The sequence below is a fragment of the Desulfurispirillum alkaliphilum genome (assembly GCF_055378285.1).
In genome coordinates, this window is record NZ_AP042405.1 from 924,759 (window position 1) to 937,872 (window position 13,114).

Genomic DNA, 13,114 nt, shown 5'->3' on the forward strand with positions numbered 1-13,114 from the left:
GCCCGGCAGGCCAGGGCAGGCTGCATTTTGTTGACAGTCAGGGAAACTGCTGGTAATGGTCCTTTTGAAACTGACAGCCTTGAGTTTTTCCTGGGGGGGGTGTAGTATGGCTGGGTTAACTTGTGTATCTTCTGGGTTGCAAGACCCTGCAGCAAGGCAGTACTGCCCCTGCTGCAAGGCGCACCTCAAGGATCCTCGCAGCTTTGCCGATACAAGCACAGGGCACTGTCGAGTTATCTGCCCAAATTGCCTGCGCTCCATAGTTTTCACCAGGGAGAAAGCCCATGAACGCTAGTTACATAAATCCTTTTGTTGAGTCCACGGTAAATGTGCTTGCCACCATGACTGGCGTTACTCCCCAGCGGGGAAAACTCTTTGTGAAGCAGGGAATCTCTCCCACTTTCGACATTTCCGCCATCATCGGTATCGCCGGTGATGTCCATGGTTCGGTGGTCATCAGCTTTCCCCGCGAAGTGGTTCTGAAGCTGGTCAGCGCCTTTATCGGTGAGCAGAAAAACGCCATTGACGAGGATGTGCAGGACGCCGTGGGCGAATTTGTCAATATGATCACTGGTGGTGCCAAGAAAAACCTCAGCGCCATGGGCGTGCGCTTCAAGCTCTCCATCCCCAGTGTTATCGTTGGCCGGGGCCATACCATATCCCGACCGCGTAACGTTCCCTGTATCGTACTTCCCTTCGCCATTGAAGGTGTCGGCAAATTTGCCGTCGAAGTTTCCATCAAAGAGCTGGTCTGATTGCACCCTTCCCCTGATACTTCCACATTCCTGCCCATGACTCCCCGCGAACTGCGCCAGCGAGGAGTCGATCGCCCCGATGTTATCCTGGTCAGCGGTGACGCCTATATCGATAGCCCCTACTGCGGTATAGCGGTTATTGGCCGAGTGCTGGAAAGTGCCGGCTACTGTGTTGCCGTGATTGCCCAGCCATCCCTGGACACCCCCGATGATATCACCGCCCTGGGGGAGCCGCGCCTGTTCTGGGGTATCAGCGCCGGTTGCGTGGACTCAGCAGTGGCCAATCGTACCGCCCTGGGCAAGCCCCGCAAGTCCTGCGACTTTACCCCGGGTACGGTCAATAATCGCCGCCCGGATCGCGCCACCATCATGTACTGTAACCTTGTGCGCCGTTATTTCAAGAACACTGTTCCCCTGGTGATCGGGGGCATTGAGGCCAGCCTGCGCCGCATCGCCCACTATGATCTCCAGAGCAGCGCCATCCGCCGCAGCATTCTGCTGGACGCCAAAGCAGATATCCTGGTGTACGGCATGGGCGAGCACGCTGTACTGCAGATCGCCCACAGCCTGCGCGAGCAGCGGGATATCAAGAGTATCTCCGGTACCTGCGTTCTGGCGGCAGAGGCTCCGGCGGGTTACCGGGAGCTGGCGTCCTATGAAGCGGTGCAAAGTGATGCCGACGCCTTTGGCGAAATGTTCGCGACTTTTCATAAAACAGCCTTGCACCAGGGCGCGCCTGGATTTTTCCAGCAGCACGGAGCGCGCTTTCTGATCCACCACCCCCCCGCACCCATGCTGAGCAGCGCGGAGCTCGACCGCGTTCACGGGCTCCCCTTTCAGCACGACGCCCACCCGAAGTGCAGGGCCGATGGTGAAATCCGCGCCCTCGCCACCATCAGAAACTCCGTGACCACCCACCGGGGCTGTTATGGTGACTGCTCCTTCTGTGCCATCACGGTTCATCAGGGCCGCAGCATTATCAGCCGTTCCATGGAAAGCATCCTCTCGGAAGTGAAGCACATGGCGAGCCAAAAGGGCTTCAGCGGTATCATTCGCGACCTGGGTGGCCCAACCGCCAATATGTACGCCTCCGGCTGTGAACTGCTCTCCCGGGGCACTCCCTGCCAGCATCGCCACTGCATTGGCTACGAGGGCATTTGTCCGAAGCTGGTTCACGGCCATGGGGAGCAGGTGGAGCTGCTGGCCCGTCTGCGGGCTTTGCCTGGCGTAAAGCGGATTTTCATCGCTTCCGGTATCCGCTATGACCTGATTCTGGCCGACGGGAAGCATGGTCGCGCCTATCTGCGCCAGATGGTTGCCCACCATGTCAGCGGCCAGTTGAAAATCGCCCCCGAGCACTGCGCGGATGCCGTGCTGCGGCTGATGAACAAACCTTCCGCAGCGGTGACTGCCCGCTTTGCCAGCCTTTACCGCGAGATGGCCGCGGCGGAAAATCAGCATATCCACCTGAGCTGTTATGTCATTGCGGCCCATCCCGGAAGTACCAAACAGCACATGGAGGAGTTTGTCCGCTTTGCCCGCAGCAACCTGCAGTTCATGCCGGAGCAGGTGCAGATATTTACTCCGACGCCATCCACGGTTTCCACGGCCATGTACCACTGTGGTCGCCATCCCCTCAGCGGTGAGGTAGTCTGGAGTGAAAAGAGCAGCGTGGGGAAGCAGGCCCAGAAGGATACCCTGCGCGCAGACAGGGAAATGCGCAAGGAGACCGTCCGCAGCCGTCCTGCCGGAGGCCGTCGCAAAAAGCCTTCTGGAAGCCCTTGGCGTTCGTAGTTGAATTGCCACCAGTGGGGCCTGTTCGTATCGCTTTCCATGCATTGATTCCAACCGTAACGTTGTCGATTGACCGTAAGCGACTTTCGCTTTATTCTAACTGCTTGCTCACTATCCCCGCAGGAGAATATGGTGACCCATACTTCGCTGCTGAACATTCGTCAGATACGCCGCCGCAGCATATTGCTGATTCTGTTACTGATTCTGGCCCTGGCCATGTTGATTGCCGGTTTCATGTTTGTGGGCGTCCGGCACCAGGATCGCGTGATGCTGGAGAGTGGGCGTGCCATGGTGGAAAATACCCTGGAAATCTCGCTGCAGCGGCTGCGGGAGATTGCCCTCGACTACGCCGTCTGGAGTGAAGCCTGCGATGCGCTGGCCCACAGCCCGGATATTGCCTGGGCCGATGAAAACATCGGCCAGTGGCTGGTTTCCGGATTTGGCATATCCGGCTCCCTGGTGCTTGACCAGGATGGGCGGGTGACCTACGCCTACCTGGAGGGCCAGCGACAGACTCTGGAGCAGGACGTCCTGGGCGAACAGATTCCCCGGCTGCACGAGCGAATACGCGACTCCCATGGCCATGAACCCCGTGCTCTTTCCGGATATGTGCAGATGAATGGTGAGGTGTATGCCGCCGTGGCGGCACCGGTGGTGCCGACCAACTGGGACGAATACAGCGTGCCGGACTGGCCACCCACCACCCTGCTTCTGCTGCAGCGGGTACTGGACAATGAAGCGTTGCATGCCGTTGCCCGCAGTCTGCGCCTCCATGATTTTGCCATCGTGCACCATGATCACCGGACTGAGCGACTGGTGGCAGTTCCACTCTGGGATAATGATGGGGAACTGCTTGGTTTGCTGCGCTGGCAGGCCAGAACGCCAGGGGTGGCCCTTTTCCGCCAGGCCATTCTTCCCGGTATGCTGGGCTTTGCCGCCATAGTCGGCCTCTTCCTGCTGCTGCTTCAGCGCATGCTGGGGACAATCAGCGCGCTCCATGAACGTGAATCCGCCCTTGGCCTCAACCGGCACGCTCTGGACTCCATTTCCCAGGGGGTGCTCATCAGCGACGCCCAACAGAAGATCACCTATGTCAATGATGCCTTCAGTCGTATCACCGGTTGGCAGCGTGCGGATATCCTGGGTCAGACCCTGCACCTGCTGCGGGGTGTTCACACCAGCCCTGCCATGGAGCAGGAGATTCAGAGCGCCTTTGACCGGGGCGACGCTTTTGCCGGCGAAGTGCTGCACTACCGCAGCGATGGCATGCCCTTCTGGAACGAACTCACCATAACTCCCGTATGTGACGCCCGCAATCAGCTGTGCCAGTTTATCAGCACCCACCACGATATCACCGAGCGCAAGCGCACAGAAGAGGCCCTGGCCCGACGCCTGCGCTACGAAAAGTCCATTGCCGGCCTCTCCAACGTGCTGCTTACCAGCCGCCAGGAAGATCCACTCCCCAGGGCACTGGAGCACCTGCTGGAAGCCGCCCGGGTGGATCGGGTCTATATTTTCCAGAACTCCTTGGTGGAAGGTGCCGGCCTGTGCGCCAGCCAGACCCATGAAGTCTGCCTGCCCGGAGTCGCTTCGGAGCTGCACAATCCCCTGCTGCAGAATATTCCCTATTCAGAGGGCCTGGAAGGTCTGCGTCAGCAGCTGGTGCGGGGGGAGATTATCTACGGTATTGTGAAGGACTTTCCGCCTCCCGCCAGGGAGATCCTGGAGGCCCAGGGAATTGTCAGCATTCTCATCCTGCCACTCTTTGTCGGTGGACACTGGAGTGGGTTCATCGGCTTTGATGATGTGTCACAACCCCGCACCTGGGATGTGAACGATACGCGTCTGCTGCAGACCAGTGCCGAGCTTATCGGTGTCTATATGGAGCAGCGCCAGTCCCAGGAGACCCTGGAGAAGATGAACCAGATGCTGGAGCAGCGGGTGGAAGAGGAAGTGCAGCACCGCAGGCAAAGTGAACAGGCCATGCTGCAGCAGTCGCGCACAGCGGCCATGGGCGAGATGGTAAGCGCCATTGCCCACCACTGGCGGCAGCCCCTGGGGGCCATCGCCCTGCAGGTGGAATTCCTGCAGCAGTTGTGCCGCGAGGCTGGCATCGACGACATGGACGAGGTGGAGGCCATCACCCGCCAGGTTATCGCCCGGGTGCAGGAGCTCTCCACCACCATCGACAACCTCTACGGCTTCAGCCAGCGCCATGAGGCCGCTCGCACCGTCGATATCCGCGGCCAGGTACAGATCGTGATTGACATGTTACGCCCCCAGTTCAGGGCTCACGAAATAGAGATCCACTTCAGCTGCAGCGAGCCACAGCAGGGAACGCGGGATGTTCTGGCCTCCATCTACCCGGCAGCCTTCAAACAGAGTATTTTCAACCTGATGATCAATGCCCGCGATGCCATCCTCGTCAGACGCAATCGCCTGGAGGAGGAGAGTCACCGTGGCGGGGCAGAAGATCGTGTGGATATTTTCATCGACACCAGTGCCGATCACATACGCATCGTCATCGAAGATTCCGGCACCGGCATTGACGAAAGCATCGTGGGGCGTATCTTCGACCCCTTCTTCACCACCCGGGAGGTGACCCGTGGCGAAGGCCTTATCAGTGGAACGGGCACCGGACTGTACATGGCGAAGCTGGCCATAGAGGGCCAGATGGGGGGGTGGATCAGTGCCAGCAACACGGACCACGGAGCCCGTTTTGAGGTAAGCCTGCCACGGGCCTAACAGCTTGCTGAAATACCTCAAAACACGCAGGCAATTGAAAAATACTCAGGTGCAAGGCGCGAGCAAAGCGAGGAATGAAGCGTACTCCCCGTACGTTGCAGTGACGAGCGACGGCGAGCAACGCCGCAGATGAGAGTTTTTCGGCAGCCTGCTAGATTCTGGTCCGCAAGAGCGTTGCGCGCGTCTGGAAGCTTTTATTCCGCAGAAGCGGCTGATCCGCGCAGGTAGAGAAACCAGTAGGCCATGGCCACAAAGACCACACCACCCACAATATTCCCCAGGGTCACGGGAATGAGGTTGGTGACAAAGAAATTCCACCAGTTCAGATCAGGCATGTGGACTCCGCTGGAGCTGGCCAGAAAAATGGCTGCCGGTATGAAGAACATGTTCGCCACCGAGTGCTCAAAACCACTGGCCACAAAGGCCATGATGGGTACATAGCACGCCAGGATCTTGCCCGCGATATCGCGGGCCGCCACCGCCATGACCACCGCCAGGCACACCAGCCAGTTACAGAGAATACCCCGGATAAACGCCGCCTCGAAACTCAGGGTGCTTTTGCGCACGGCGATATCCAGAGCCTGGAGCGCCGCCTGGGTATCCTGCCACAGCAGGCTGGCCACCATCAGCCATGCCAGCGCAATGGCGCCGATGAAGTTTCCCACAATCACCAGAGCCCAGTTCTCCCATACCTTCAGCCAGGGAATCTGCCGCTGCAGCGCCGCTTTGGCCAGCAGGGTGTTGCCCGTAAAGAGCTCTGCGCCGCAGACCACCACCAGCATCAGGCCGATGGAAAAGACACTGCCGCCCAGAAAACGGGCCATTCCGACACCCATGGTTTCCGCCACCCCCTGGGTGACCACGATGGAGAGCTGAGCCCCAAATGCGATGTAAAATCCTGCCAGCAGGCTGAGCACGAAGGTACGTCCCGGGGATTGTGTCAGGACGCGGCGACCGTTTTCCATGATAGCCGCCACGGCCTGGGGCGGAGAGAGAAATCTGTTCTGCATGGGTGGAGCACCAGTTGTTGGAGTGATTGCATAGCTTCTACCGGATATTGCCCGGCAAGTAAAGGTGCAAGGGCTCGCAGAAAAAATTGACTGGATGGTTACTTTTCTGTTGACATTAACCGGCGATCGCTCTAATTAGATGACTGACTCGTCCGTCATCTAATCCTGCATTCCACAAGGAGGCAACTCCATGTCTGAAGAGAGCCGCGCCCCGGGACGTCCCAAAGATGAAGAGCTCCAGGCCCGCCGTTGCGAGGAAATTCTGGCGGCAGCCACGTCCGCTTTCGCGCGCCACGGCTACCACCAGACCGATGTGCAGCTGATCGCCTATAAACTGGGCATCGGCAAGGGAACCATCTACCGCTATTTTTCCACCAAGCAGAAGCTCTTTCTGGCTGCCGTCGAACGGGGACTGGACCAGCTCTCCGAGTATACCTGCGGGTTGCTTGAGCAGGAAAAACCCGTCATGGAGCGCATGCGCGACGCCTGCTTCGGCTACTTTGACTTTTTTGACCAGAATCCGGATATCGCCGAGCTGCTGATCCAGGAGCGGGCCGAGTTCTGCGAACGGGGCAAGTCCCTCTTCTTCGACCACGAGTCGCGGGACCATGACCACTGGGATCAGCTGATGGATGAGCTGGAGCAGGAGGGGCGGCTGCGCTCTCCCGCAGACCGCGAGAAGATGCACCGTGCCGTCGAGAACATGGTGTACGGCATCGTCTTCACCAGCCGCTTCTCTCCGCACTACGCGTCTTTTCGCGAACAGGCGGCCGATATCTTCGACATTATCTGTTACGGAACACTCAAACAGAATCAGGAAAACTGACAGCACAGCTTAACACTTCTTCATGCTGGCGAAAAACGTGCGCAAACTTTGCGTGGCAGAGTCTTCCCTATGACCGGACATCGCCCACGAAGAGGGGGTATTGCCATCAAATGCCGCACGTTCTGCTTCACCAATCCATCCTTATCAGGAGAACGACCATGATTTCTTTGCTCTCTTTGCGCCGACTTCCCCGGATTGCCGGTTCCTTACTGCTTTTTTCCCTGGTGGGACTCGCCGGCTGCGGCCAGGATCCCTCCCAGCAAGGCGGCTTTCAGATGCCACCAGCCCAGGTCAGTGTCTTAAAAGTTCAACCAACCGATGTGGGTGTCTACCGCGAGTATCCCGCACGGATCCATGGGTCACGCCAGGTTCAGGTGCGCGCCCAGGTCAGCGGCATCCTGCAGGAGAAACGCTACCAGGAGGGGCAGGTGGTGGCCAGCGATGAAGTGCTCTTTCTGATTGATCCGGAGCCCTTTCAGATAGCCCAGCGCCGCGCCGAAGCCGAGCGTGACGCCGCCCGGGCCGACCTTGCCCATGCTCAAAGGGAGTGGGAGCGTATTTCCCGTCTCTTCGAGCGCAATACCGTCAGCGAGCGCGAGCGCGATCAGGCCAGAACCCAGGTGGATCAGGCCCGTGCGCGCCTGAATATGGCCGAAGCTGTACTGGATGATGCCCGGCGCAACCTGGGCTACACGGAAGTGCGTTCTCCCATTGCCGGTGTGACCGGTATGGAGGATGTCTCGGAGGGCAACCTCATCAGCACCGGAGGGCTGCTGACCACCATCACCCAGAATGATCCGGTGCACGTACGCTTTTCCATGCCGGAAAACGATGCGCTGATCAGGCGTGGACAGGCAGAAGACAGCAGCCAGGCCGCGTTGATCCTGCCCGGTGCCCACGAATACTCCCACGGGGGAGCCATCGACTTTGTTGCCAGTACCATTGATCCCGCCACCGGCACGGTTTCCGTCAGGGCGGTTTTTCCCAACCCCGACCACCAGCTGCTACCGGGGCAGTTCGTCCGCATACGCGTCCTGCTGCAGAGCCTGAGTGGCGTATTCACCATTCCCGAGCAGGCGGTCAGCCAGAGTGCCCAGGGGCCGCAGGTCTTTGTGGTGAACAGTGAAAACAAGGCGCAGGCTCGTCCCGTTCGCCTTGGCCCGGTGACGGAGCAGGGTCAGGTGATTCTTGGCGGCCTTGAGTCCGGAGACCGGGTGGTGACCAATGGCCATGTCTCCCTGCGCCATCAGGCTCCGGTGAACGTGGCTGCCGAGGAGATGCAATAATGCTCAGATTTTTTATCGACCGGCCGATTTTCGCTTCGGTGGTCTCCATTGTGATCATTCTGGCGGGGGCCGCCGCCCTGCGTGTGCTGCCAGTGGAGCAGTATCCCGATGTGGTGCCGCCCCAGGTCATGGTCAGTGCCGTCTATCCCGGCGCCAGCGCCGATGTCATGGCCGACTCCGTGGCCGCTGCCCTGGAGCAGGAGATCAACGGGGTGGAGAACATGATCTACATGGAATCCACCGCCATGGACGACGGCTACCTCAATATCGCCATTACCTTCGCCTTTGGAACGGACCCTGACCAGGCCGCCATTAACGTCAATAACCGTGTGCAGGCAGCGCTTTCGCGGCTGCCCCAGGCCGTGCGCGATCTGGGGGTACGGGTGGAGGCCAGGTCCACCAGTATTCTCATGGTGCCACTGCTCTACTCCCCTGAGGCCAGCAAAGACAGCGTCTTTCTCAGCAACTACGCCCTGCTCAATGTTCTGGATGAACTGGTGCGTCTGCCCGGTGTGGGCAACGCGTCCCTGTTCGCGGCGGAAGATTACTCCATGCGGGTGTGGCTCAGCCCCGACAAGCTGGCCCAGTACCAGCTTACCCCCACCGATGTGGCGGCCGCCATTCGCGAACAGAGCGCCCAGTTTGCCGCTGGACGACTGGGGGCCGAGCCTTCACCGGAGGGGCAGGCCTTTACCTTTACGGTGGCGACCCGTGGACAGATGAGCAGCCCCGAGGAGTTTGAGCGGATTATCCTGCGTTCAGGGGCGGATGGCAGTACCCTGCGCCTGGGCGATGTGGCCCGCGTGGAACTTGGCTCCCGCAGCTACGCCTTCTCGGCGAAATACGATGGCCAGTCAGCCACGCCCCTGGGCATCTACCTGCAGCCCGGAGCCAATGCCCTGGATACCGCGGACCGGGTATACGAAACACTGGATCGGCTCGCACAGAACTTTCCCGACGACGTGGCCTACACCATTGCCTATGACACCACGGAATTTGTGCGCATATCCATCCAGGAGGTGGTCATCACGCTGATGATTGCCGTAGCGCTGGTGGTGCTGGTGACCTTCATGTTCCTGCAGCACCTGCGGGCGACCCTGATTCCCGTGGCGGCCATTCCCGTCTCTCTGATCGGTACTTTCGCCGGCATGCTGGTCTTCGGTTTCTCGGTGAACCTGCTGACCCTCTTTGGCCTGGTGCTGGCCATCGGCATTGTGGTGGACAACGCCATTATCGTCATGGAAAATGTGGATCGACTGATGCGGGAGCGCAATATCCGGGCCCGCGAAGCCTCCATCGAGACCATGAAACAGGTCTCCGGTGCTGTTATCTCCTCCACTCTGGTGCTGGTGGCGGTGTTTGCTCCCGTAACCTTCCTGGGTGGCATGTCCGGCGAGCTCTATCGCCAGTTCGCCGTCACCATTGCCGTCTCCGTGGTGGTCTCGGGTGTGGTGGCCCTGACCCTGACTCCCGCCATGTGTGCCATGTTGCTGGATAAGCAGAGCCACCGGGTCTGGAGCTTCTTTACCCTGTTTAACCGCGTATTTGAAAAGCTGACCAACCTGTTCGTCTGGTGCGTGGAGAAGCTTCTGCGTCGTCCCCTCCTCGGCTGCCTGCTCTTTGTGGCCATCATTGGCCTGACTTCCGTGCTGGTGGGACGCATGGCACCCGGACTGGTGCCCCAGGAGGACCAGGGCGTTGCCATGGTGGTCTTCCAGCTGCCCGCCACATCGGCGCTGCCCCGCACGGAGCAGGTACGTGATACCATCACCGGTATGCTGGGCCACCTGGAGGAGACCCGGAAGTTCACTGGCATTGCCGGGTACGATATCATTGCCGGTGCCCTGCGCACCAACGCCGGTATCGGCTTCATCGACCTGACCGACTGGAAAGACCGCCAGGGACCGGGCCAGGATGCCCAGTCCGTTGCCCGCAAGATCATGGGCATGGGCCTTGGCATTCCCGAAGCCAATGTCTTTGCCTTTACCCCGCCACCGATCATGGGCCTCTCCCTGACCGGCGGAGTGGAGGGTTACCTGGAAGTTCGGGGTGACTACACGGCCCAGCAGATCGAAGCCATGGCCAATGAACTGATGGCGGCGGCCAATGCCCGTCCTGAGCTGATGAACGCCCGCACCACCCTGGATACCAACCTGCCCCGCTTCCAGGCCCATGTGGATCGGGAAAAGGCCCGTGATGTGGGAGTCTCCATCAGTCAGGTCTTTGGCACCATGCAGAGCACCTTTGGCTCCCTCTATGTCAATGACTTCACCATGTTTGGCCGCAACTGGCAGGTGAACCTCCAGTCGGAAAAGGATTTCCGCAGTCAGCCCGAAGATCTGAACAAGGTTTTTGTGCGCTCCGACCGTGGCGAGATGCTGCCCCTGAGTTCGCTGGTAACCCTGGAACGCACCTCGGGGCCTGATATCATCAATCGCTATAACGTCAACAGTGCCGCCAAGATCATGGCCGATGCCGCGCCCGGCTACACCACCGGCCAGGCCAAAGAGGCCATGGAGGCCGTGGCCGCCGAAGTGCTCAGCCGCAATGGCAGTCTCAGCATCGGCTGGATTGGCGAAGCTTTCCAGCTGGATGCCGCTGCCGGTGCCGGAGGCCTGGCCTTTGGCCTCGGGCTGCTGATGGTCTTTCTCATCCTGGCAGCCCAGTACGAGCGCTGGACACTGCCCATGGCCGTAGCCACCGCCGTTCCCTTTGGGGTCTTGGGTGCCGCGCTGGCAGCCGCGATGCGCGGTTTTCCCAACGACATCTACTTCCAGGTGGGTCTGCTGGTGCTGATTGGCCTGGCCGCCAAAAACGCCATCCTCATCGTGGAGTTTGCCGCCCAGAACCGCAAGACGGGAATGAGTGCCTTTGAATCGGCACTGGCTGCGGCACAGCAACGCTTTCGCGCCATTGTCATGACGGCCATGACTTTTATCATCGGCACCCTGCCCCTGGTCTTTGCCTCGGGCGCCGGAGCCGCCAGCCGTCAGGAAATCGGCACAGTGGTAGTGGGCGGAATGATCCTGGCCAGCTCCCTGGCCCTGGTCTTTGTGCCGCTGTTCTACATGCTGCTGGAAAACCTCTCCGGCTGGTTTGACCGCTATCGCCGACGCTCCGACAGTGAAGCCGTCTTTGAAGAACTCGTGGAAAGGAACCCGGAGAAACAGCCATGACACCACGACCCCTTATCATCGCCCTGTGCGGCCTGCTGCTGGCAACGCCGCTAACCGGCACAGCCGCCCAGGAGCTGTCACTGGAAGAAGCCGTCCTCATGTCCCTGCGAAGCAACCGTGAACTGCGCATGCAGCAGTTGCAGCCTCAGCTGCGCCAGACCTTCGAGGAAGTTGAACAGTCCCTTTTCGACGCCCGCCTCTTTGCGGAAGCCGGCTATGGCGCGGAGCAGGGCCAGACCCTGTCTCCCGGTGTTGCCGGCCTGGTGGAGAGTGACACCAGCCAGTGGTACCTGCAGGGTGGCCTCCGCCAGGAATTCGCCACCGGCACCACCTTCGAGGCCATCCTCTCTCACAATCAACGGGATATCGATAACCCCGATAACCTGCACCAGTGGCGCGCCGGCATCGGCATCAATCAGGCCCTGCTGCAGGGGCGCGGCAGCCAGGTAAATCTGGTGCGGGTGGAACAGGCCCGCCTTGATACCGATATTTCCCGCAATGAACTGCGCGGATACACCCAGGCCCTGGTGGCCAATGTAGAGTCCCTCTACTGGGAGTACGCCCTGGCATCACGTCAGGTGGAAATCTATGAGCAATCCCTGGAAGTTGCCCGCGTACAGCTGCGGCAGACCACCGACCGGGTGGAAGTGGGTGCCATGGCCCGCACCGAACTGGCAGCTGCCAAAGCCGAAGTGGCGCGACGCCAGCAGGAACTCATCGATGCCCGCAGCCGCATGCGCGTTCTGGCCACAGACCTGACGCGGCTCATGGGCCTTGAACACACGGCTGAGCCTCCGCTTCCGCAGCAGCCCACGCTCCCCGCTGTTTACCTCGATACCCTGGAAGAGCACATTACCTTTGGCCTGCAGCAGCGCCCCGAAATACGCGAAGCCCGTCTGCGCCAGCAGCGCGGCGAGCTGGAAGTGACCCGCACCCGCAATGGCCTGCTGCCACGACTTGACCTCTTTGTCACCCTTGGCAAGAGCGGCTACGCTGACTCCTTTGGCAGTGCCCTTGATGAAATGGGAGGTGACGATTACGACGCCACCATAGGCCTGCGCCTGAGTTATCCCCTGGGAAATCGCAGCTCCTCGGCCCAGCATCGCGCTGCCACCATCAGTCAGCATCAGGTTGACCTGAGCCTGGAAAACCTGAATCAGCTGGTGGCCGCTGATGTCCGCAAGGCGTACCTGGAAGTGGATCGCAGCCGCGAGCAGATAGAGGCCAGCGCGGCTACCCTGGAGCTGCAGGAGGAAGTGCTGCGGGCGGAAATGGAAAAATTTGAAGCGGGCACCTCCACGGCGCTGCTGGTAGCCCAGGCCCAGCGCGACCTGCTGGCGGCCCGTATTCAGCAGGCTCGCTCCATTGCCGACTACCGCCGCGCCCTGGTGGAGCTGTATCGCCTGGACGGTTCGCTGCTGCAGCGGCGCGGTATTGAGCTGGAAACCTGAACACAGACTTCCTGCTCAAACCCTGATAATGGAACTTTCGCTTTTCACCTGTACTGGCATGGTAAATGATG

8 protein-coding genes are annotated in these 13,114 nt (G+C 60.1%); 7 read left to right on the forward strand and 1 reads right to left on the reverse strand.

Going from position 1 to position 13,114, the window contains the following annotated elements; genetic code table 11:
* Positions 1-284: 284 nt before the first annotated feature.
* From ACZ46I_RS04350 to ACZ46I_RS04360, 3 genes are all read left to right on the forward strand, one after another.
* Positions 285-755 (forward strand): chemotaxis protein CheX, encoded by a 471-nt coding sequence (locus tag ACZ46I_RS04350; RefSeq protein ID WP_226508239.1) that lies wholly within the window; start codon positions 285-287, stop codon positions 753-755.
* A complete protein-coding gene (locus ACZ46I_RS04355) occupies positions 756-2,549 on the forward strand; it encodes a YgiQ family radical SAM protein (RefSeq protein ID WP_464281540.1) in 1,794 nt (597 codons plus the stop codon).
* 132 nt (positions 2,550-2,681) lie between these two features.
* A complete protein-coding gene (locus tag ACZ46I_RS04360; protein WP_464281541.1) occupies positions 2,682-5,294 on the forward strand; it encodes a PAS domain-containing protein in 2,613 nt (870 codons plus the stop codon).
* Between the two features lie 194 nt (positions 5,295-5,488).
* Here ACZ46I_RS04360 and ACZ46I_RS04365 read toward each other — a convergent pair whose 3' ends face one another.
* On the reverse strand, positions 5,489-6,304 hold the full coding sequence (locus ACZ46I_RS04365) for a formate/nitrite transporter family protein (protein WP_464281542.1): 816 nt from the start codon (positions 6,302-6,304) through the stop codon (positions 5,489-5,491).
* 190 nt (positions 6,305-6,494) lie between these two features.
* On the opposite strand from ACZ46I_RS04365, the gene ACZ46I_RS04370 reads away from it, so the two are divergent.
* The 4 genes from ACZ46I_RS04370 (at position 6,495) to ACZ46I_RS04385 (ending at position 13,043) form a co-directional block, all read left to right on the forward strand.
* Entirely contained in the window at positions 6,495-7,130 is a 636-nt protein-coding gene (locus ACZ46I_RS04370) for a TetR/AcrR family transcriptional regulator (RefSeq protein ID WP_013507112.1), read from the forward strand.
* Between the two features lie 158 nt (positions 7,131-7,288).
* On the forward strand, positions 7,289-8,416 hold the full coding sequence (locus ACZ46I_RS04375; protein WP_464281543.1) for an efflux RND transporter periplasmic adaptor subunit: 1,128 nt from the start codon (positions 7,289-7,291) through the stop codon (positions 8,414-8,416).
* Entirely contained in the window at positions 8,416-11,592 is a 3,177-nt protein-coding gene (locus tag ACZ46I_RS04380; RefSeq protein WP_464281544.1) for an efflux RND transporter permease subunit, read from the forward strand. Before ACZ46I_RS04375 ends, ACZ46I_RS04380 begins: the two co-directional genes overlap by 1 nt.
* Positions 11,589-13,043 (forward strand): TolC family protein, encoded by a 1,455-nt coding sequence (locus ACZ46I_RS04385; protein ID WP_464281545.1) that lies wholly within the window; start codon positions 11,589-11,591, stop codon positions 13,041-13,043. The genes ACZ46I_RS04380 and ACZ46I_RS04385 overlap by 4 nt, the downstream gene beginning before the upstream one ends.
* The last annotated feature ends 71 nt before the right edge of the window (positions 13,044-13,114 follow it).

Bases quoted from the DNA above. Each gene is read 5' to 3' on its own strand.
- ACZ46I_RS04370 (WP_013507112.1), top strand. From the start codon at position 6,495: ATGTCTGAAGAGAGCCGCGCCCCGGGACGTCCCAAAGATGAAGAGCTC.
- ACZ46I_RS04350 (WP_226508239.1), top strand. From the start codon at position 285: ATGAACGCTAGTTACATAAATCCTTTTGTTGAGTCCACGGTAAATGTG.
- ACZ46I_RS04380 (WP_464281544.1), top strand. From the start codon at position 8,416: ATGCTCAGATTTTTTATCGACCGGCCGATTTTCGCTTCGGTGGTCTCC.
- ACZ46I_RS04375 (WP_464281543.1), top strand. From the start codon at position 7,289: ATGATTTCTTTGCTCTCTTTGCGCCGACTTCCCCGGATTGCCGGTTCC.
- ACZ46I_RS04385 (WP_464281545.1), top strand. From the start codon at position 11,589: ATGACACCACGACCCCTTATCATCGCCCTGTGCGGCCTGCTGCTGGCA.
- ACZ46I_RS04365 (WP_464281542.1), bottom strand. From the start codon at position 6,304: ATGCAGAACAGATTTCTCTCTCCGCCCCAGGCCGTGGCGGCTATCATG.